The organism is Lentimicrobium sp. S6, from assembly GCF_013166635.1.
Taxonomy (GTDB): domain Bacteria; phylum Bacteroidota; class Bacteroidia; order Bacteroidales; family UBA12170; genus UBA12170.
Window position 1 is genome coordinate 1 of the sequence record NZ_JABKBZ010000053.1, and the last position, 20,671, is coordinate 20,671.

19 protein-coding genes are annotated in these 20,671 nt (G+C 34.6%); 12 read left to right on the forward strand and 7 right to left on the reverse strand.

The window, feature by feature from the left end; genetic code table 11:
• Positions 1 to 124 precede the first annotated feature (124 nt).
• The 6 genes from HNS40_RS15660 (at position 125) to HNS40_RS15685 (ending at position 6,344) form a co-directional block, all read left to right on the forward strand.
• Complete coding sequence (locus HNS40_RS15660; protein WP_172282518.1) at positions 125 to 757, forward strand: carbonic anhydrase family protein; 633 nt, start codon at positions 125 to 127, stop codon at positions 755 to 757.
• A gap of 683 nt (positions 758 to 1,440) precedes the next feature.
• The gene (locus HNS40_RS15665; protein WP_172282520.1) at positions 1,441 to 1,728 is read left to right on the forward strand and encodes an NAD(P)H-dependent oxidoreductase subunit E; all 288 of its coding nucleotides are present in this window, start codon (positions 1,441 to 1,443) and stop codon (positions 1,726 to 1,728) included.
• Positions 1,729 to 1,754: 26 nt separating this feature from the next.
• The gene (locus tag HNS40_RS15670) at positions 1,755 to 3,464 is read left to right on the forward strand and encodes a [Fe-Fe] hydrogenase large subunit C-terminal domain-containing protein (RefSeq protein ID WP_172282523.1); all 1,710 of its coding nucleotides are present in this window, start codon (positions 1,755 to 1,757) and stop codon (positions 3,462 to 3,464) included.
• Positions 3,457 to 4,644 carry a SpoIIE family protein phosphatase gene (locus tag HNS40_RS15675; protein WP_172282525.1) on the forward strand — a complete coding sequence of 396 codons (1,188 nt, stop codon included), beginning with the start codon at positions 3,457 to 3,459 and terminating at the stop codon, positions 4,642 to 4,644. Before HNS40_RS15670 ends, HNS40_RS15675 begins: the two co-directional genes overlap by 8 nt.
• Positions 4,645 to 4,664: 20 nt before the next feature.
• Entirely contained in the window at positions 4,665 to 6,086 is a 1,422-nt protein-coding gene (locus HNS40_RS15680) for a monomeric [FeFe] hydrogenase (RefSeq protein ID WP_172282528.1), read from the forward strand.
• Between the two features lie 3 nt (positions 6,087 to 6,089).
• Positions 6,090 to 6,344, forward strand: a complete 255-nt coding sequence (locus HNS40_RS15685) for a hypothetical protein (protein ID WP_172282530.1) — start codon at positions 6,090 to 6,092, stop codon at positions 6,342 to 6,344.
• A gap of 315 nt (positions 6,345 to 6,659) precedes the next feature.
• Here the strand turns inward: HNS40_RS15685 and HNS40_RS15690 are convergent, their stop codons facing one another.
• The 7 genes from HNS40_RS15690 to HNS40_RS15720 form a co-directional block, all read right to left on the reverse strand.
• Positions 6,660 to 7,064, reverse strand: a complete 405-nt coding sequence (locus HNS40_RS15690) for a heme-binding domain-containing protein (RefSeq protein WP_172282533.1) — start codon at positions 7,062 to 7,064, stop codon at positions 6,660 to 6,662.
• A gap of 404 nt (positions 7,065 to 7,468) precedes the next feature.
• Positions 7,469 to 8,374, reverse strand: a complete 906-nt coding sequence (locus HNS40_RS15695) for a methyltransferase domain-containing protein (RefSeq protein WP_172282535.1) — start codon at positions 8,372 to 8,374, stop codon at positions 7,469 to 7,471.
• 14 nt (positions 8,375 to 8,388) lie between these two features.
• Positions 8,389 to 10,260 (reverse strand): tRNA uridine-5-carboxymethylaminomethyl(34) synthesis enzyme MnmG, encoded by a 1,872-nt coding sequence (gene mnmG / locus HNS40_RS15700; RefSeq protein WP_172282537.1) that lies wholly within the window; start codon positions 10,258 to 10,260, stop codon positions 8,389 to 8,391.
• 106 nt (positions 10,261 to 10,366) lie between these two features.
• The gene (gene ybeY / locus HNS40_RS15705) at positions 10,367 to 10,789 is read right to left on the reverse strand and encodes an rRNA maturation RNase YbeY (RefSeq protein WP_216664183.1); all 423 of its coding nucleotides are present in this window, start codon (positions 10,787 to 10,789) and stop codon (positions 10,367 to 10,369) included.
• A 3-nt stretch (positions 10,790 to 10,792) separates the two neighbouring features.
• On the reverse strand, positions 10,793 to 11,284 hold the full coding sequence (locus HNS40_RS15710) for an ATP-binding protein (RefSeq protein ID WP_172282539.1): 492 nt from the start codon (positions 11,282 to 11,284) through the stop codon (positions 10,793 to 10,795).
• Positions 11,268 to 14,642, reverse strand: coding sequence for a DUF4175 family protein (locus HNS40_RS15715; RefSeq protein ID WP_172282541.1), 3,375 nt, complete (start codon positions 14,640 to 14,642; stop codon positions 11,268 to 11,270). Before HNS40_RS15715 ends, HNS40_RS15710 begins: the two co-directional genes overlap by 17 nt.
• 19 nt (positions 14,643 to 14,661) lie before the next feature.
• Positions 14,662 to 15,219: a DUF4494 domain-containing protein gene (locus tag HNS40_RS15720; protein ID WP_172282544.1), complete on the reverse strand. Its 558-nt coding sequence runs from the start codon at positions 15,217 to 15,219 to the stop codon at positions 14,662 to 14,664.
• Positions 15,220 to 15,890: 671 nt separating this feature from the next.
• Here HNS40_RS15720 and nadA point away from each other — a divergent pair.
• From nadA to HNS40_RS15750, 6 genes are all read left to right on the forward strand, one after another.
• Positions 15,891 to 16,826: a quinolinate synthase NadA gene (gene nadA / locus HNS40_RS15725; RefSeq protein ID WP_172282546.1), complete on the forward strand. Its 936-nt coding sequence runs from the start codon at positions 15,891 to 15,893 to the stop codon at positions 16,824 to 16,826.
• A gap of 18 nt (positions 16,827 to 16,844) precedes the next feature.
• Complete coding sequence (locus tag HNS40_RS15730) at positions 16,845 to 18,290, forward strand: DUF2079 domain-containing protein (RefSeq protein WP_172282548.1); 1,446 nt, start codon at positions 16,845 to 16,847, stop codon at positions 18,288 to 18,290.
• A gap of 36 nt (positions 18,291 to 18,326) precedes the next feature.
• Entirely contained in the window at positions 18,327 to 19,058 is a 732-nt protein-coding gene (locus tag HNS40_RS15735; protein WP_172282550.1) for an alpha/beta hydrolase, read from the forward strand.
• Positions 19,059 to 19,129: 71 nt separating this feature from the next.
• Positions 19,130 to 19,363, forward strand: coding sequence for a hypothetical protein (locus HNS40_RS15740; RefSeq protein ID WP_172282552.1), 234 nt, complete (start codon positions 19,130 to 19,132; stop codon positions 19,361 to 19,363).
• Positions 19,348 to 19,647 (forward strand): type II toxin-antitoxin system RelE/ParE family toxin, encoded by a 300-nt coding sequence (locus tag HNS40_RS15745; RefSeq protein WP_172282554.1) that lies wholly within the window; start codon positions 19,348 to 19,350, stop codon positions 19,645 to 19,647. The genes HNS40_RS15740 and HNS40_RS15745 overlap by 16 nt, the downstream gene beginning before the upstream one ends.
• Positions 19,648 to 19,704: 57 nt before the next feature.
• Complete coding sequence (locus HNS40_RS15750) at positions 19,705 to 20,610, forward strand: sugar phosphate nucleotidyltransferase (RefSeq protein WP_172282556.1); 906 nt, start codon at positions 19,705 to 19,707, stop codon at positions 20,608 to 20,610.
• The last annotated feature ends 61 nt before the right edge of the window (positions 20,611 to 20,671 follow it).

Below are 20,671 nucleotides of genomic sequence, written 5' to 3' on the forward strand. Positions count from 1 at the left end.
ACAGCCCAAATATCCCAGGCGACTCATTAGCTAAATTATCAAGGTATTGTACTTATGAGAAAAGGAAAAATCGATTAAATTTTGAGCAACAAATTGAAAGAGCTTTTTGCTTAAGTTAACGCTAATGCCCGATGCCGCTTTAAAAGATTTATTAGAAGGCAATCAGCGTTATGTATCTGGGAATATGGAAAACCGTGACTTAAACGCTCAAATTTCAGCCACCACAAATGGGCAATTTCCTAAGGCTGTAATTTTAGCTTGTATAGATTCTAGAGTTCCTGTTGAGTATATTTTTGACCAAGGAGTTGGCGATGTTTTTGTGGCTCGTGTGGCAGGAAATATTGAAGATAAAGATTTGTTAGGAAGTATGGAATATGGTGTTGCCGTTGCTGGTTCTAAAGTGCTAATGGTTATGGGCCATGAAAATTGTGGAGCAGTAAAATCTGCCATTAAACAAGTAGATGTGGGAAGTATCAATGTGGATAACTTACTAGCTCAAATTGAACCAGCCATCCAGAATGTGGAAGGCGAAAGAAACTATAAGGACAAAGCCTATTTTGATCATGTGATTAAAGAAAACGTGAGCCAAACCATTGCCGACATTAGAAAAAACAGCCATATCCTTAGCAATCTAGAAAAAGAAGGAAAAGTAAAAATTGTTGGCGCTTATTATAGCCTCACCGATGGTAAAGTTACTCTTCTTGATGAACACAATCACGACCATGGGCATTCTCATGATCATGACCATAAGCATTAAGATTTACTGAATTGAAATCTATTTACTTTAACGGATTATAAAAAAGCCTTTGGGACTTCCCAAAGGCTTTTTTTTTTGTAAAACATGTCCCAAATTTGGTAAATATTTGGGACATGTTTTATTGATTTTTTTTGGCTGTAACTATGGGATCAAAGCTTTGAGCATAAAGAAAGGATTGAGGCCCTGGGTGGCCTAGCTTATAAATACCAGCTACAATTAGAATCCTTAAATATTTCTTCCAGCCTATGTTCTAATCTCAATTAAAACCCTCCTCAAAATTCTTTTTCCTATCCAAAATGACTAAAACCACCGTCCTAAAACAAAACACTGTAATATATCAGGACAATCCAAACCCCCTAACTGTCACATATAATGACACCTCTAATTTCCTCCATTTTACACAATCCAACATACCAACCTCATATCCTTTGTTTTACAAACCATGGCACGCCAATTGAAAAGGGATAAGCAATAGAATTTCATACCTTGTACTAATCAAAATGAGCTTGTTATTCTTTATCAGGTGAGTAGCAAGCCTTTTTGATAAGTCAATGGTTTTATTCTGACACCTTGTAAATACGATCAGATGAAATAAGCATGATTAAAATAATTATTAAACTTTTTATCTAATAATTATTCTTCATCATGTGATTCCATCTAACAGTTAAAGTAAAAGTGAATAGATGAAAGAGAAAATTAAAGTTGTAATTTGTTTGGGTAGCTCTTGCTACAGCCGTGGAAACGCCAAAACATTGGAAATAGTAAAAGATTATTTAGCCATGAACCAGCTAATCGATCAAACCGATTTTAGAGGGAAACTATGCTCCAACGATTGTAACCATGGCCCAGTTCTAAGCATCGGTGACCAAAAACACCTCAATGTAAACGAATCGAGCATCATTAAAATTCTAGATGCTACCTTCAAGCCCAAAAAACAACAGTCGCCTCAAGCCTACCATACCGAGAAATAGCTAATAATAACCAAAAATTTAATAGCATGATTCTCCAATCTATTTACACTGAGAAAAACAATTGTCAGGACTGCTACAAATGCGTGAGACGATGCCCCGTTAAAGCCATCAAAATAGAAGACCATAGTGCTTCTATCATTACAGAGCTTTGCATTAACTGCGGGTATTGTACCACCATTTGTCCGGCAGGTGCCAAAAAGATTAGAAACGATGTAGCCGCTGCCAAAAACCTTTTCAATAGCGGACAGAAAGTGATCGCAGCCTTTGCTCCAGCTTGGGTTTCTGAGTTTAGTGAGCACAAGGCTTCCTCTTTTATCTCAGCCTTAAAACAGCTCGGATTTCATGAAGTGTCTGAAGTGGCTTTGGGTGCCGAAATGGTTTCCGAATCCGTTAATCAATATTTGAATCAACAAGAAACAGGATTACATATTTCATCTTGTTGTCCAACAGTAGTCAGCCTCATTCAAAAATACTATCCTGAACATATCGATAAAGTTGTACCCATTATGTCGCCCATGCTTGCTCATGCGGCCTATTTACGCAGCTTGCAAACCGAGCCCATTAAAATCGTATTTATTGGCCCCTGCATTGCTAAAAAGAATGAAGCCGAAGAACATGAGGGTTTAGTGGATGTTTCCATCACTTTTCAGGAATTATCTGAATGGCTTGAGAAAGAATCTGCCTATTTTGAGGAATCTGAAACTGAAGAATTATTCTATCCAAATAAAGCAGCCGATGGTTCTCTTTATCCTGTGGATGGCGGAATGATTAATAGCCTAAAATCACAAATTACTACGGTAGATTTAGATTTCATGTCTTTCTCTGGTAGAAATAGCGTGAAAGATGTTTTGGAAAACCTAGAAGGTATCGAGACTGATAAGCTCTGCTTTTTGGAATTACTATCCTGCAATGGAGGTTGTGTGAATGGCCCTGGTTGTTCTGAAAATAATTCTATTGCCAAAAAAAGAGCCAATATCATTAGAACCCATCAGCAAACATCTGCACAGGAGAGAATGCTGAAAAATGCCATAGAAATTAGTCTCGATTATGAGAAAAGCCAAGTCAATATTCCAAAGCATTCGGGGGAGGATATTTTAGAATCATTAAAGTCCATTGGAAAATTATCGAGCAAAGACGAGTTGAATTGTAGTGGCTGTGGGTATGAAAACTGCCGCGATTTTGCCGAAGCTCTTTTAGAGGAAAAAGCGGAAAGCAGCATGTGTGTTTCTTATATGCGAAAAGTAGCGCAAAATAAAGCTTCTGTATTGCTACAAAAAATGCCTTATGCAGTGGTTATGTGCGACGATAAACTCAAAATCATAGAATCCAATCTTCAGTTTGCTGAAATGTTAGGCGAAGAAACTTGTGAGCTTTTTAATGATATCCCAGGCTTAGAAGGTGCGCATTTGAAAGCGGTATTTCCACCTTATAAACTTTTTCAAAATGCCATAAAACTGGATTTAGAGAAATTCGACAAAGACATAAGAATTGAAGGAAAGCTATATCACCTTTCCATATTCACCATCCAAAAACATAAAATCATTTGCGGAATTTTGAGAAACCTACAATCTCCAGAAGTCAGAAATGAGGAGGTCATCAAGCGAACCAAGGAAGTGATTTTGGAAAACTTATCTACCGTACAACAGGTGGCCTTTTTGTTGGGGGAAAATGCCGCAAAAACAGAGACCATGCTAAATACCATTGTTCAATCCTACGAAGATTCGGAGAATGTATAGCAGTGAGCTTTTCATCGATGTGGAATACCAACAGGTTTGCAAACACAAGAAAGTAGTTTGTGGAGATGTGTTCCTTTCCCGACGCTTAAAACAAGAAAACCGTACTTTGGTGGTTTTAGCTGATGGTTTGGGCAGCGGAATCAAAGCAAATATGCTGGCTTCCCTCACTGCAGGCATGATAGTTAATTTTATGTCCTTAAACGAGCCATTGGAGCGTTTTACCGAGACCATCATGAAAACCTTGCCCGTCGACCCATTTCGCAAAATAGGCTTCTCTACCTTTACTATTATCGATATTGATTCCGATGGAGAAACCCATATCATAGAATATGGCAATCCACCCGTGCTTCTCATTAGAGATGGTGAATGTATAAAACCCAATCGTGATTTATTAGTGCTCTCTTCAACAATGGAGCATCCTCAAAATCTTTATTCTTGGAATTTCCAAGCACAAAAAAATGATAGAATCGCTTATATGACTGATGGTATTAGTCAATCGGGAATGGGCAGAAAAGATATGCCTTTTGGATGGGAGATGACTTCGGTACAATCCTTTCTCAAAATCAATACTCAGAAACATCCAAATATCTCAGCTAGGGATTTAAGTAAAAAGCTTTGTGCTCAAGCCATCAGTAATGATATTCAAAAACCACAAGATGATATGACTTGTGGGGTGATTCATTTCACCAAACCCCGACAATTATTGCTTTGTACCGGCCCGCCTTATAGCAGAGAAAACGATAAACTACTGGCTGAAAAAGTAGACCATTTCGAAGGAACAAAAATACTATGTGGAGGAACCACAGCTGAAATAATATCCAGAGAGTTAAATAGAGAAATTGATGTAGATATGGATTCAGCCACACCAACACTTCCACCTCTTTCTAAGATTGAAGGTATCGATTTAGTTTCTGAAGGCATATTAACTTTAGGAAGAATATCAACACTCTTAGAATCAAACAGTATACTTGAGGAACCTGAAGATACACCTGCTGGACAAATCATACAGCAGTTTATTGACAATGATGAAATCTACATTATAGTCGGTACCAAAGTGAATAATGCACACCAAGATCCTACGCTTCCGGTGGAGTTAGAGATTCGAAGAAATGTGATGAAGAGGATAGCAAATCTGTTGGAAACGAAATTTTTGAAACGTGTGATACTCGAATATTTATAGAACCAAAAATCACAAACCACATGATTAAAAACAACGCCATGTTTATTAGAAGGGAGCTCCTCACTCGTCTTTGCAGTCAATTGCAAGATGGAGGTTCACGAGAACTCATCGACAGAATTCCTTTGGAAATGAAACCCAGGAATAATAGTCATATTCGCTGCTGCGTACATAAGGATAGAGCAGTTCTAAAATATAAACTCATGGCTTGTTTAGGATTCAGTATTGAGGATGAAACTGATGAACTTACTCCCTTATCGGAATATGTAAAAATAGCGGAGGAAAAACAAGGCATTAGCGATGTGAGGTTGACAGTAGTTGACGAAGCTTGCCTTTCTTGTTCACCTGGAAACTATGTAGTCACCAATATGTGTCAATCCTGCGATGGTCGTCCTTGCCAAGTCAATTGCCCAAAAGATGCCATTAATTTTTCTACTGGAAGAGCACAAATTGATACTGATGATTGTATAAACTGCGGTTTATGTATGAATTATTGTCCATTTCATGCCATCATTTTTACTCCGGTACCTTGTGAAGCAGTTTGTCCGGTGGATGCTATTTCTAAAGACAAGAATGGTATTGCCAATATCAATCATGACTTATGTATCTTTTGTGGAAGGTGTTTCGAGGCCTGCCCTTATGGAGCAGTGATGGAAAAATCACATATTGTAAATATCTATCAAGCCTTAAAATCGGAGGAGGAAATAATAGCTTTAGTAGCTCCTGCTTTATATGGACAGTTCGCGGCCACACCAGAACAAGTTCATGCGGCCATTCTAAAGTTGGGTTTTGATAAAGTAGTGGAAGTAGCAGAAGGTGCTATTATAACCGCACAAAAAGAAGCTCAAGAACTAGAGGAGGAAATCCTCGGAAACCCTGATAAGAAGATGACCACTTCTTGCTGTCCATCCTATCAGGAATTAGTGATAAAACATCTCCCTACATTGAAAGATAAACTCTCTACAACTAAGACACCTCTATACTATACTTCAGAGAAGCTTAAACAAGAAAATCACGAAGCAAAAATGGTTTTCATTAGTCCTTGTATGGCCAAAAAGCATGAAGTCTTTTCCACTCAAGTAGCTGATTACACCTTAAATTTTGAGGAGCTTGGTTCTATGTTAGCAGCCTCCGAAATAGAAATGCACAGTATCAATATAGCTCCTAAAAAAGATAATTTAGAAGCACGAGTATTTTCCTATAGCGGAGGAGTTACTGAAATGGTAAAAAACTATTTAATCTCCGAGGAAAACTTAAATAACACCAAGCTATCTGGATTTTCTAAAGAGAATATTAAGGAATTAAAAGCTCTTGCTTTAGGCAAAGGTGACTATAATTTTTATGAAATAATGGCTTGTGAAAATGGCTGTATAAATGGTTGTAATACCATTGCAAAACCAAGTATGGCCAAGCGTCAGATATTAAAATATTCCACAAATAACTAAACTATGAAAGAGAAAATACATATCAGAATTTGTGTAGGAACTTATTCCTATATCATGGGTGGAGCAGAACTAATGAACCTGAATGAAGAGATTCAAGAGCCATGGCAAGACCGTATAAAAATAGATGCGGCTGTGAGCCTTCCGGGTTGCAATGAAAAGAGCATGACGCCGCCCTTTGTTGAGATAAATGGGGAGCTGATGTGTGATGCTTCGAAGGAGAAGATTTTAAATGAAATTGAGAAGATAATGAACAGTTAAAAGCATGAAGATAGAGGTTAGCTTCTATCTTCCAACTCTTTAAGAAATATTCTATAACAACCGATACTATTAGCCGTAGTATCCCTAATGCAAAAGCCACCCTGGTAAGGTGGCTTTTTTATTTTTCAAATAGATGTTTAAAGGCAACTATTAGTTCATTGAGCCAGTTGAAATAACGACATAAAATGCATTTCTTGAGCTCACTTCAACAAACTCAGTGACCAAAAAAGCAGTACTAGATCCTTCATCTTATAGATCCTTCACACAAGCACAATGTATATTTCCAAGCACAAACAAAGCTTCTAAGCGTATTTTCTATTTTTCCTGATACTTCTTTGCTTCTATACGAAACCAGTCGTTTATAAGTGCTCTTTGATTATCATCTAGGGCTTTTTCAGGATAATGTTCTAAAAACTTTGAGGGTGGCATATCACCATCCATAGTTACCTTGGCTATTTCTTTTAATTTGCCACTGCTTTTAATGGCAGAATAATCACTACCAAAACTATCAAAATTAAGTTTTTTCTTACCTTTTTCATTTTTAGAATCCGTGTGATGGCATCCATAACAAGAATTATCTACAATAGCTTTAACATCGGCAGGCATATTTAATTCTCCTTTAACAGGTACGATACTACCATCTTGTACATTTAGGCATGTAAAATTATAAAACAGAAAGCCAAAAAATACAGCAGTGAGAATAATAGAATACTTTTTCATAAAATTTGTTTTAAGGTTTCCTCAAAAATAAGAAAAATGAATTGATCATTTCAGGTTTAAGAGTTTTTTAACCCAAGAAATAAATATAGTGAGTGAACTTATTGAAGTAGCTAGCTTAACAATTACCGTTTTTTTTATTTTCGCATTATTCAATTCAATTAGCTCAGTTGACTTTTTAGACCAAATAAAAAAATCAAGAATACACAATTCTCTACAAAAAATATAAAAACCAGTTATTTTATGCTAAAAAGCCCTATTGGATATTCTATATTTCAATCACTTACAAACATGTTTTGATTTAAGCGCTTTTCTCGAAAAATCAATATAGTAATACTAGAGAAGCACAAGAAGCAAATAGAGCCTAATTATGAGCGAAAAAGCAAATTTCAGCTGATTATCGACTCCTAAACCACTCTTGGCTTAAGAATATACAATAAACTGGAATGATTGGGAGGATTCTTGCCTGCTTTCAAATTGGAGTAAGCCCCTTTGAAAAAAGCAGAAAATAATCGAAGTGGATTCTTTTTGTATTTTTCAGAGAGGAGGCTCACATAATAAGAATCAAATTTCATAGGATCGATTCGATGCATTTTAAAACCATGGTTATTAAAAAGCAATTCTACGTTTTCTTTTTTGAAATGATAAAGATGACGAGGAACATCTAAACCGGCCCAATACTTTTCATAATGGTGGGCATCCCAAGAATCCAGATTTGGCAAGGCGATAAAAACAGTCCCATTGGCTTTTATTAATCTTTTAAGCTCTTCCATCCTTTTAGAAAGATCGCTCACATGTTCCAAAACATGCCACATGGAAATCACATCGAAAGAATCTGAAGGTAATTCATCCAGTTTTTCTTCTCCAAATACTTTTAAGTCGTAGGTTTTCTTTGCATAATCCGCAGCTTCTTTATCTGGCTCGATGCCTACACAATGCCATCCTCTCTTCTTAAATTCATTGAGAAATTGACCGGTAGCACATCCAATATCCAAAATAGATTCTCCATCTTTTTTGATATTAGAAACCAATTCATATTTCTTACCGAGGGTATAATTCCTCACTTGCTGATATAGAAACCCGAATAATCCTTGATTAGAATTGCTATGAGAAATATATTTGTCGCTCTTATAATAGGGAGCTAAAGCTTGTTTTGTTGGACGTGGATTGGTGAAATGGAAACCACATTTCTTACACATACAAATGCCAAATTCCTCTTGAGTGAGAAAATAATCCTTGGTTTTAAAGGCTTTTTGCAACTTTATTGAACCACATACTGGGCATTTCTTTAAAATCTCTGTTTGATGTTCCACGTGAAACTTGATTTTTATCTTCCTAAATAAACTAATAAAACACTAATATCTGCAGGACTCACACCACTCACTCTACTAGCTTGTCCGATGGAAGCAGGTTGTAATTTCTTTAATTTCTCTCTTGCTTCGAATGACAAAGATAAAAGTTTATCGTAGTCAAAATCCTTGCTCAATGGGATATTTTCAAATTTCTTAAGTTTGTCTGCAATCTCACTTTCCTTTTCAATATAACGCTCATATTTGATTAGAATTTCCACCTCATCTAATATCTCATCATCATAATATTCTATACTATTCAGATAGGTTTCAAGTGAAGTAGAATACTCAATTAAACCTCTTAAATATACTTGAGGACGTGTTAATATTTGAGCAAAACGAGTTTTCTGTTTTAATCCTTGGCTTTTATTAGCTATTAAATACTCGTTCAATTCTTCAGGCAATCCACTTGTTTTGCCTAAATATTTAATAATTTGTTCAACAGTGTCTTTCTTTCTCAGCATTCTCTGGTAACGCTCTTCGGATGCTAAACCTATTTTATATGACTTCTCTGTCAAACGAAAATCAGCATTATCTTGTCTCAAAAGAATTCTGTATTCAGCTCTTGAAGTAAACATGCGATAAGGCTCATCAACTCCTTTTGTTATCAAATCATCTATTAAAACACCAATATAAGCATCACTTCTACCCAGTACAAATTCATCTTTCCCATAGACTTTAAGATGGGCATTAATACCTGCCATCATACCTTGAGCAGCTGCCTCCTCATATCCCGTAGTTCCATTAATCTGACCAGCGAAATATAAACCTTCTATCAGTTTTGTTTCTAAGGTATAATTTAATTGCTCTGGTGGGAAGAAATCGTATTCTATGGCATAACCAGGACGAAATATTTTTGCATTTTCAAAACCTGGTATTTCTCTCAAAGCTTTCAATTGAACATCATCTGGCAAAGAACTTGAAAATCCATTGATATAATATTCTATAGAATTCCAACCTTCTGGCTCCACAAATAATTGATGGGAATCTTTACCACTAAACCTATCTATTTTATCCTCAATACTGGGACAATATCTAGGACCAATTCCTCCAATTCTTCCTGTAAACATAGGAGAAAATTCAAAACCTGTTCTTAAAGTATTATGAACGGAAAGGTTGGTATATGCCAAATAACACGAGCGTTGTTTTTCCAATTTAGGAGTATCCAAATAAGAAAACTTACCTGGGACTTCGTCCCCAGCTTGCTCTTCCAATTTAGAATAATCTATACTTCTACCATCCACTCTAACAGGAGTCCCTGTCTTCATTCTATCAGAGCGAAAACCAAGCTCAACGAGTTGTTCTGTAATTCCGGTACTTCCCTTCTCGCCCATTCTCCCACCATGCAGAACTTTCTCTCCTATAAACATTTTTCCATTGAGAAAAGTTCCATTGGTTAAAACTACAGATTTGGCCCGAATTTCTTGACCCATTTGCGTTTTAACTCCAATGACCTTATTATCTTCAATCATCAATTCATAGACTTTATCTTGCCAAAAATCGAGGTTTTCGGTTTCTTCTAACATCTTTCTCCATTCTTCGGAAAAACGCATTCTATCACTTTGTGCTCTTGGACTCCACATAGCAGGACCTTTACTACGATTCAACATTCTAAATTGAATCATACTTTTATCGGTTACAATACCACTATATCCACCTAAAGCATCAATTTCGCGAACGATTTGACCTTTTGCAACACCTCCCATTGCAGGATTACAACTCATTTGTGCAATCTTATTTAAATCCATTGTGATGAGCAAAGTCTTCGAACCCAAATTTGCAGCAGCAGCTGCAGCCTCAGAACCAGCATGACCAGCACCAACTACAATAAGATCGTATATAGGAAACATCTCGTATTTTTGTTCCACGTGAAATCTGTCTTTTACGTTTATAAAGTTATTTTCTAAATTAAAACTACATTAAGGGAAGCTTTATACTCTCTCTTATGGGATAGATTTATTTTTGCGGCTGCAAAGATAGGTAATAATCTTCTTTTTGGGTCATTAAGATCTTATCGTCAGGATCTTTATCTTTATAACCCAATAAATGGAGTAAACCATGTATTAGAATTCTATCAAACTCCTGGGCAAAAGTCACATTATTCTTCACAGAATTTTCTTTAATTCTATCAATGCTCATATATATTTCACCTATAATCATATTTCCTCTATTATAGTCGAAAGTAATAATATCGGTAAAAGTATCATGATCTAAAAACTCCACATTAATTTTATGCAGGTCTACGTCAGTGAGAAATGTATACGTCAATTTGCCTAATACATAATTTTCTTCCTCAATAGCTTTTAAAAGCCATGAGGAAGTCAATTTATGAATAGGTATATTCTTGTTAGGATATTTATTTTGAAAAAATAGAGCCAAGTATTAAGCTTTTACAGATTGATTAGCAGTACTAAAATAGGCCTGTAATGAATTCACCCTTGAAACTGCCAATTCTTTATTGATACTGCTTATCTTAAAGCCTAATTCAACGCTTTTATCCTCTTCGTTATATTCGATTACATCACTTAGACTCTTCATTAAATAAAGCCCATGCCCAATGTCTTCGTAATTCTCTATGCTAATATCAGTAGGATCAGGGTAATTTGTAAAATCGAAACCAGGACCATCATCTTTTACACTAAAGAAAAGTCCTTTATTTTTTGATTCGAATAACACTCGAACCTCAGATTCCTCATTCTCTTTATTCCCATGAATAATACTATTGGTTACAGCTTCGTTTAAAGCCACCAAAATATTAGAATAGTAAGTAGAATTTACATTATAAACATCGGAGATTTGCTCCACAAATTCTTCTAACTTATGCAATTCGGATAAATCGGATTTAATTATTAATTCTTTACTTCTCAACATCATCATCATCAGTATTATCAAACTTATAAAAATATTCGTCCACTTTCTTTTTATAGTATTGGTTAAAGTCCAGCGGAATAGTTTTCATCAAATTTAAATCTTTTTCTTTAATCTCCTTATACTTTAAAAATTCTTTAGGGTTACTTCTTTTAATGTTTTTTCCTTCATCGCTCTTTCGCTCCTGTTCTTTCTCCCTCTGACGTTCAGCTTTTTCCGACTTTAAAAGGCGTGTCATAATATTTTGTTGACGCTTTAAAGTCTCCTGAGAAATCATCTTATTTACCAAATCCTTCTCTGTTTCTTCCATCTCCTTCAATAGCCCATCGAGTCCAGAAGGCTTACCACCCGTCTCTTCCATCATTTGATTTTGGTAATCCTCCATCATTCTACGGATTTTAGCTTGTTCGGCAGCCATGCGAGCAAATTGCTCACTCATACCTTGCCCTTGTCCTTGTTTACCCTTATCTCCTTTTTTACCTGGCTTTTTTCCATCTTTCATTTGCTTTTGCATCTCTTTCATTTGATTATTGAGCTGCTGCTGCATTTGCTTCATACTTTTAGCACTAGGATTACCTGAACCTGGTTTTGGACAACTTTTAGATTTTCCACTAGAATTTCCCTTCATCATGCTATTCATCATCTGCTCCATTTGCTCCATGGCTTCAGATAGCATTAATGCCAGTTGATTGAAGGAAGTCATAATGAATTGTTGATCTTTTAAAGCCTGATCTACTTGATGCGCTTCTAAAAAATCGGTGGTAGATTGTAATCTATAATCTATTTTATTGAATTCTTTGAGGATAAAAGGTTGAACAGCGGGCTGTCTTTTTGCCAATGCAGACAAACTATCTCTTACACCTTGGAGTTTAGATTCCATACCAAATTGTCTTCTAACTAAGCCATTATAACTGGGATCCATATCCTCCATGGCCAAAAGCGTATCCATAATATCTTCTTGGGTAAAACTGAGTTTAATGAGTTGGTCGAGAATCTCTCGAAGGGTTTCCATATCCTCTCCCATTTCTTCCATGGCATTAGCCTCCATCTCCATCTGCATGCCTTCGGCCATTTCTTTCATTTCCTCTGCTGCTTCTTCTTGCTTTTCAGAAGCATCATCCATCTTCTTGTCTTCTAATTGTTCTTGTGCTTCTTGTTGTAAACTGTCAATCTTTGCTTGTTCTTCTTTTTTCATGTCCAAAGAGTTGGGCTCCTCTAGGCTTTTATTCAAACTATCTAATTTCGACAATTCCTTTTTGATATCCTCAAAGGCATTATTTATACTGTCTTGTTTTTGCTGAAGTTTATCCGCATCATCTTTTTTACTGTCTTTGGTTTCTTCAGCTAGTTTCTTTTGTTCTTCGGACAATTTTTTTAGCTCTTCAATACTTTCTTCCATTCGCATCTCGAACTCCAATTGTTTAAACAATTCCAAGTTCCTGTCCAGCTGCTCTTCTAGATCTTCTGAATTTAATTCCATCTGGTCTAGCAACTCCTGACTGTTCTCTTTATTCATCTCCTCCAGCATCTTCCTGAGCTCCTCCATCTTCTTTTTAGTCTCTTCGTCCATCACCTGTTCAAAAAGCTCCTGAAGTTGTTCTTGCTTATCTAAAATCCTCTGGTTTTTCTCCAAATCTTCATTTTGTTCACTAATATCTTTACTCTGCTTCTGGAAATCCTCAATCTTCTTTTGTAGTTCTTCCTGTTCCTTGAGTAGATCTTCCATTTTCTTGCGATCTTCCCAACTCATGAGTTCCTTATCTATTAATTCTTTTTTAAAGTCTTTAATTCTATTCTGAAGGTCTTTCCATTCCTCCAGATTATTGCTCAACTCATTTTTCAGGCTATCTGAGTTTTGATTACGTTTTTCTATCAACTCATCTTGACTATCGAAATGATAAACTTGTTTTTGGGAACGAGCTGATTTTGGTCCATTCCATCTGTCATTATCAGAAACACTAAAATAATAGGTGATATCTAATCCTTTTTCTTGATTGACTTCCTCTAAATCCAAATAAAAGTAGAAACGTTGAGGTTTAGTATTGGCATTGATACTTACATTCTGACGAATTTTTTCTTCTCCTTTTTCTATATAGAGACTCAAGGAAGAAAAACCATAATCGTCATCAATCATTCCATTGAAATAAAGCAATTTAGTATTCAAACTATCTTCAACAGTTTCCACTTGAATACGTGGATATTCATCGGGAAGCATTTGCACCAACCAGGAAAGACTATCGCTTTTATCTAAATATTGATTAGAAGAATAAAGTCTATAATTTTTAGTTTCATCTATTGTATCACTAATAATAAATAGATTATCCTCAACCTGATATTTATGAAATACAGTATTCTGAATAAAGAGAAGGCTATCACTATGAGCTGTTTTAATATGATATTGTAAAACACTTCCAACAGGAACACGCAAATCATTAATATTTTTCTCCACTCTATTTGGTAATTGAGTATAAGCTGGTGGAAAAATTTTTATCTCTAAATGATTAAAAACGGCTTTTGGAAAAACTTCTAATTGATAATTCTTGGTTTGAAACTCATAGGCATCGGAAATATAAAAATCAATGGAATTCCTCAAATTCTTAAAAGTGTACACAAATACATTTCCACTTTTTTTAGTGAATAGATATCTACTATTCTGATAATTGATAAAAAGGCGATCGGGCCATTCTTCTCCTATTATTTGAACTTTGAGTTCGAAATCTTCCTTTTGAAAAGCACTTAATTCCTCATTAACAATCTCAATTTTAAAAGGCCATTGTCTTTCAAATTCTTGTTCATACTGCACCAAGCGTTTTGTGGGTTCCTCCACATATTTTGGTTGAATAAGCCAAGTGAATAAAATGATAGTTAAAGGAATAAGTAGATATTTCCCATATTTTAAATTACTACGAAAATCAACAGCTTTAAGTAATGGAAAAGGTTTAATTTTTTCCGCTTTCTGAGAAATACCAGCTTCTATTAATAGTCTTTGATTTTTATCGATATTCCCCAATTCTTGTAATTGAAGAACATTACTAAGCTTATCTCTAATTTCAGGGAAATGCTTTCCAATAATTTTAGAAGCATCCTGATAATTAATATGACGATAAATTCTGAGGAGGGCTAATGCCGGAAGCAAGACAAAATAGACAAAAACACCAATAAATATCAGTAAATAAGAGTATACCAATATGGTACGAGTTTGCACCGAGAAATACAAAAAATACTCACTAACAGCTAGGATAATGAAGATACTCAATGAAATCAGAAACAAATACAAAAAGCCTTTAATAATAAGATTCTTATAATACTTATTTATAAAGGCATCCAGTTTCTTTATGAGAATTTCATAATTATTGATGCTCAATTTTCAGGAATTTGTAAAATTATTCAGCCGGTTCTTCCGAAGCTTCTTCATCAGTATCTGTTGATTCTTCTTTTATATTTGTTTTTGGAGCTTCTCCTTCAAAATCACTTAATGGTTTCAAATTATCTGGAATCACTTGTTCCTCTTCTTCACCAAATAATGGGAATACATCTAAAATAGAACTTAAAGCTATACTAGGAATCTCAAACGGAACCATCATAGACTCCAAATTCTCCTCTACACGATCAAAAGTTTGTTTTACACTATTAGCAGCTACCAAAAAGTGATTCGTTACTTTACTAACTTTAGCAGATTTTTCATCAAAATCTTCCCAAGTTACTTTAGCTTTATACCAATATTGACCATCCTCATAGTTTACAATTTCAGAGAAATTGGTCTTAGATATTCCTGCTACTACGATATCACCACTACCATACTGTTCCATAATCTCGTAAATACGAGTTTCTGCTTCAGTAAAATTAATGGCTTCTACTAAATATGTTTCACTGGCACGTACTTGTTTTCCGTGCTCATCAATTTTCTGGTACTTTACCTTACAACTAAACCAAGTTTGCATAATCTTTCTTTATATAAGATGCAAAAATAACAAAACCAATCATGTTCGATACCACCAAATGCCCTTTTTATGCATAAACATCAATATTTAGGAATTTTTGGGATTTATAGTGTAAAATGAGTAATAATATATGCTTTTTCAACATGTTAATCTATTACAAACTACCATTTTGAATAGCTTATCAACACTTGTTAATAAAGGATTATAGGGCTATTAACAATTATTGTTGAAATCATGTTGATGACTTGTTCATTAAATATGATAAGATGGAGCTTATGAACAAGAAAGCTAGGGTTACGTTAAAATGCGAAAAGTTTTCAGAAGTTTTCATAGCTTCTTAACTTGAAATTAACATCAGATTTCCTGTTTTCACCAAAATAAATGTACACATTTGTTTTTTCAACAGGATGTTAATAAGACCTTCAAAAATCTGATATTTAAGTCTATTCTATTGTTCAAAAAAGGTGAAAAATGGCATCATTCGGAAAAATCTAATTTTTTGACAGAAAGTTATAACGATATTAACAGCCTCCTATATTATTATTAAATAACTTAAAATTTAAAATAAGATAATATATAAATATTGATGATGTTTAAAACTGATAATTTTTTTGAGGAAGATTGAAAGCTTTATCTAAATTTGCATTGCAACAAAACAAAAGATTTGAACGATGGATTATATCAGCGAAATAGCGAAACTCAAAAAGGAAAAAAACGCAATCATCCTGGCTCACTATTATCAAATTCCTGAAATTCAGGATATTGCCGATTATATCGGTGATAGTTTGGGATTGGCTCAAAAAGCTGCAAGCACTGATGCTGAGCTTATTGTATTTGCTGGAGTTCACTTTATGGCTGAAACTGCCAAAATTTTGAATCCAAATAAAATGGTTTTGTTGCCAGATTTGGAAGCCGGATGTTCATTGGCGGATAGTTGCCCTCCAGTGGATTTTAAAAAATTTAGAGATCAATATCCTGATCATATCGTACTTTCTTACATCAATTGTAGTTCAGGAATCAAGGAACTTTCCGATGTGATAGTCACCAGTGGCAACGCTGTTCAAATCGTAGAATCATTCCCCAAAGATCAGAAAATCATATTTGCTCCCGACAAAAATTTGGGAGGATATATTAACAACAAAACGGGTCGTGAAATGGTATTATGGGATGGAACTTGCGAAGTGCATGATATTCTAAGCACTGAGGCCATTATCAAATTAAAGATGGAACATCCAGATGCTGAATTGGTGGCTCATCCTGAATGTGATGGACCAGTATTGGCATTAGCCGATATGATAGGATCTACTACAGCTATGTTGAAATATACCAAAAAATCGAATGCTAAGAAGTTTATTGTAGCTAGTGAAACTGGTATTTTACATCAGATGCAAAAAGATGCTCCAGAAAAAGAATTTATGGTGGTTCCTAAGGATGAGACTTGTAACTGTAACGACTGTCCTTATATGAAATTGAATACTTTAGAGAAATTATACCTCTGTCTTAAAAATGAGACTCCTCAAATTGAACTTCCTGAAGATGTGATGAAAAGAGCTGAAAAACCTATTAATAAGATGTTGGATATTAGCCGTGAGATGGGTTTAATATAATGAGCTAATCTTGCGAAGATGCTAAAAAGTAAACATAGGAGTTTCTATATTGTTATTATCATATTTGCTATCATCTATAGTATCTTATCTTTAGTCAATCATTATTATTTCAGAACTTTTGCACTCGATTTAGGAGCGTATACCAATGCATTATACGATTATGTCCATTTTCAATTTAATGACAGTAGAGTTTTTAAACCTATTTCAGAGAACCTACTGGCTGATCATTTCGATATTTATTTGATTCTCTTTGCTCCTTTTTCTCTCCTTTTTGGGACCTATACTCTACTTATTATTCAAATACTTTCTATTCTTTTTGGAGGATGGGGCATATATAAATATTTCTCCGATGAGGAATATAAACCCTCCATTGCCATTTCAGCATTGATTTGGTATTTTAGTTTTTTTGGAGTTTTTACTGCTTTAGCTTTCGACTATCATTCTAATGTGGTGGCGGCAACTATAGTTCCTTGGTTTTTTTATGCCATTAAAAAGAGAAAAATAGGATGGAGCTTTATGCTCATGATTTTCATTTTAATCAGTAAAGAAAATATTCCGCTTTGGATGGCTTTTATCTGTTTAGGATTGGTAATTGAATATTGGAAAGATTTTAAAATGAGAAATAGGCTACTGGGATTTTTCCTGTTTAGTGCTTTTTATTTTGTTTTAGTGACTGGCTTCATTATGCCCGCCTTTGCTAATAATAACTCTTATCCACATTTTCATTATTCCTTTTTAGGCACAAATTCCAAAGAAGCCCTAGTCTTCTTGTTGAGCCATCCTCTAGAGAGTATTCAAACCTTATTTGTGAATCATATTGGAGACCCTGATGCCGATTTCATTAAACTTGAATTCCATATTTATTTATTTATTTCTGGATTTTTTCTGCTCTTTAAAAAGCCTCAATATATTTTAATGTTGATTCCTATTTTCTTTCAGAAAATGTTTCACGATAAATATATCATCTGGAGCACCAATGGACAATATAGTATTGAATTTGCAGTGATTATGGTCATTGGAATTTTTATGATTATCAATGAAATCAAGAGTGATAAATGGAGAAAAGTATTACTTTATTCCTTAGTGATTGCCAATTTAGGTATTACTTTTAGAGTGATGGATAATCCCATTGTTCATTTAGGAAGAGCACAAATAAGAATCTATAAAGCGGATCATTATTCCAGAGATTTTAATGTAAAAGTTTTGCACGAACAGTTGAATTATATTCCTGAAAATGCTGTAGTTTCAGCTCAATCACCTTTTTTACCCCATTTGGCTTTAAGAGATTATATTTATCAATTTCCGATGATAGCGGATGCTGAGTATGTAATTTTTTCCTATGAAGAAGACCCCTATCCTCTAGATAAAGATGCTTTTAAAAGGAAAACAGAGGAGCTTTTAAAAGCACAAGTTTGGAGCGTGCAATATGAACAAGGACCTATTCGAATATTGAAAAGAAAGTAGTTCGATTAATATTTACCTTTGAAAGAAAATATCAAGATGAAAAATATACTAATTATTGTTTTTAGTGTTTTTGTAATGAGCACATTTGCTCAAACAGAAACCATTAAATTTCCATCGGAGGATGGTATTGAAATTACAGCTGATCTTTATAAAATAGACGATGCTGCACCTTGGATTATTCTTCATCATCAGGCAGGATTTAGTAGGGGAGAGTATAGAAGTATTGCACCTAAGCTCAATGCATTAGGTTTTAATTGTATAGCTACCGATCAACGTTCTGGTAAAGAAGTAAATGGAGTGATTAATCAAACGCATTTAGCAGCCGAAAAACAAGGCAAAGAAACCAAATACGTAAATGCTATTCCCGATTTAAAAGCCACACTTGAGTATGTAAAATCAGAATTGAAAGCTCAAGACATCATCATTTGGGGTTCTTCCTATTCTTCTGCTTTAACTTTTTATATGGCCAGCCAATATCCTGAAGATATCAAAGCAGTTTTGGCATTTTCTCCTGGAGAATATTTTGAGATTAGTGGTGAAACGATTAGTTCTTTTGCAGCTCAAGTGAAATGCCCAGTGTTTATCACTTCTGCGAAAAATGAAGAGGAGTATTGGCGAGTTATTTACAATGCTGTTCCAGGCGAAAAGTATTTCTATTTACCTCAGGAAGAAGGATTTCATGGGTCTAGAGCTTTATGGTCAGAGAAAGTTGGACATGAATTGGTTTGGAAGGAAGTGGAAGAGTTTTTGAAAAATTGTAAAAAATAATTTAAAACTTTGCTTTTATTGAAAATTGATTTTAGCTATAAAAATACTTACTTTTGTATAAATATTAGAAAATGAATACTATAGATCTAAAAAATATTTTGATACATCAAATTGCTGGTATAGATGATAAATCATTCTTAGCAGCAATAAAAAATATTATTGATTTAAAAACAGATTCAACACTCTATCTTACTAATGTAGAACAGGAATATAAAATTGAACAAGGATTGAAAGAATTGAACATTGGTAATTACATTACTAATGAACAGCTTGAAAAAGATGTTGATCAATGGTTAGAAGAATAATTTGGTCAGCAAGTTCAAAGATTGATTTATTCGAAATTCTGAACTATTATTTTGAAAGAAATGGTAATAAAACCTACAGTAAAAAATTAAATTCTGATATTCGCTCTTCTGTTAAATTATTAAGCTCTTACCCAAAACTTGGAATACAAACCAAAACATCTAATGTAAGAGTTTTAATTGAAGGAAGGTTTGGTATTTTCTATAGGCTTAAAAATCATTCTATTGAGATTATATCTTTGTGGGATTTCCACCAAAATCCTGATAATGTGAAACATAAAAAATAGCTTTCACATATTCCCTTTTTCCCTACTTTTGCCCTTTTAATTTGAAAAACAAAACAAATGAATAAACCTACCCTATTAATTCTCGCAGCAGGAATTGGAAGCCGTTATGGCGGATTAAAACAATTAGATAAAGTTGGCCCTGGTGGCGAAGCCATTATCGATTATAGTATCTACGATGCCATTCAAGCTGGTTTTGGAAAAGTAGTTTTTGTGATACGAAAAAGCATAGAAACCGATTTCCGTGAGTTTATTGGAAATAAATTGGATGGAAAAATAGAAGTAGCATATGTTTTTCAAGAGTTGGATAAACTTCCTGAAGGAATAACACCAAATCCAGATCGTCAGAAACCTTATGGTACCGGACACGCCATTTTAATGGCTGCTGATGTGATTAAAGAAAATTTTGCAGTAATTAATGCCGATGATTTCTATGGACGTGAAGCCTATGAAACCATTGCTAAATATTTTGGTGAATTAGACCCCAATGCCAATGACAATTGTATGGTGGGTTATAATTTAAAGAATACCTTATCGGATAATGGATATGTGAGTCGTGGACAGTGCAGTAGCGATGAAAATGCTTATTTAATTGATGTGGTGGAAAGAACTCATATTGAAAAGAAAGCCGATGGTATCTTTTTTAAAAATGAGGAAAAAGAGCAAATTAAACTAGATGAAAATACTTTAGTTTCCATGAACTTTTGGGGTTTTACTCCTCAGTTTTTTGGTCAGTTAAATACTCGTTTCACCAAGTTTATACAAAAAAATAAAGACCAGCTCAAAGCAGAATTTTATATCCCTACTGCAGTAAATGAGATGATAGAGGAGGGCATAGCCAAAACTAAAGTCTTAGAATCGGATGCAGCTTGGTTTGGTGTGACTTATCAAGAAGACAGACCAGTGGTGGTGGAGAGTATTCGGGATTTGATAAAAGCAGGAAAATATCCTGAGAGATTGTTTTAAAGTTTGTCACAAAAAATCAATTTTTTCGTTACGCTTGAGCTGATAACAAACATTTACGAAA

Bases quoted from the DNA above. Each gene is read 5' to 3' on its own strand.
- HNS40_RS15660 (WP_172282518.1), top strand. From the start codon at position 125: ATGCCCGATGCCGCTTTAAAAGATTTATTAGAAGGCAATCAGCGTTAT.
- HNS40_RS15665 (WP_172282520.1), top strand. From the start codon at position 1,441: ATGAAAGAGAAAATTAAAGTTGTAATTTGTTTGGGTAGCTCTTGCTAC.
- HNS40_RS15670 (WP_172282523.1), top strand. From the start codon at position 1,755: ATGATTCTCCAATCTATTTACACTGAGAAAAACAATTGTCAGGACTGC.
- HNS40_RS15675 (WP_172282525.1), top strand. From the start codon at position 3,457: ATGTATAGCAGTGAGCTTTTCATCGATGTGGAATACCAACAGGTTTGC.
- HNS40_RS15680 (WP_172282528.1), top strand. From the start codon at position 4,665: ATGATTAAAAACAACGCCATGTTTATTAGAAGGGAGCTCCTCACTCGT.
- HNS40_RS15685 (WP_172282530.1), top strand. From the start codon at position 6,090: ATGAAAGAGAAAATACATATCAGAATTTGTGTAGGAACTTATTCCTAT.
- HNS40_RS15690 (WP_172282533.1), bottom strand. From the start codon at position 7,064: ATGAAAAAGTATTCTATTATTCTCACTGCTGTATTTTTTGGCTTTCTG.
- mnmG (WP_172282537.1), bottom strand. From the start codon at position 10,260: ATGTTTCCTATATACGATCTTATTGTAGTTGGTGCTGGTCATGCTGGT.
- HNS40_RS15710 (WP_172282539.1), bottom strand. From the start codon at position 11,284: ATGATGTTGAGAAGTAAAGAATTAATAATTAAATCCGATTTATCCGAA.
- HNS40_RS15720 (WP_172282544.1), bottom strand. From the start codon at position 15,219: ATGCAAACTTGGTTTAGTTGTAAGGTAAAGTACCAGAAAATTGATGAG.
- nadA (WP_172282546.1), top strand. From the start codon at position 15,891: ATGGATTATATCAGCGAAATAGCGAAACTCAAAAAGGAAAAAAACGCA.
- HNS40_RS15730 (WP_172282548.1), top strand. From the start codon at position 16,845: ATGCTAAAAAGTAAACATAGGAGTTTCTATATTGTTATTATCATATTT.
- HNS40_RS15735 (WP_172282550.1), top strand. From the start codon at position 18,327: ATGAAAAATATACTAATTATTGTTTTTAGTGTTTTTGTAATGAGCACA.
- HNS40_RS15740 (WP_172282552.1), top strand. From the start codon at position 19,130: ATGAATACTATAGATCTAAAAAATATTTTGATACATCAAATTGCTGGT.
- HNS40_RS15745 (WP_172282554.1), top strand. From the start codon at position 19,348: ATGGTTAGAAGAATAATTTGGTCAGCAAGTTCAAAGATTGATTTATTC.
- HNS40_RS15750 (WP_172282556.1), top strand. From the start codon at position 19,705: ATGAATAAACCTACCCTATTAATTCTCGCAGCAGGAATTGGAAGCCGT.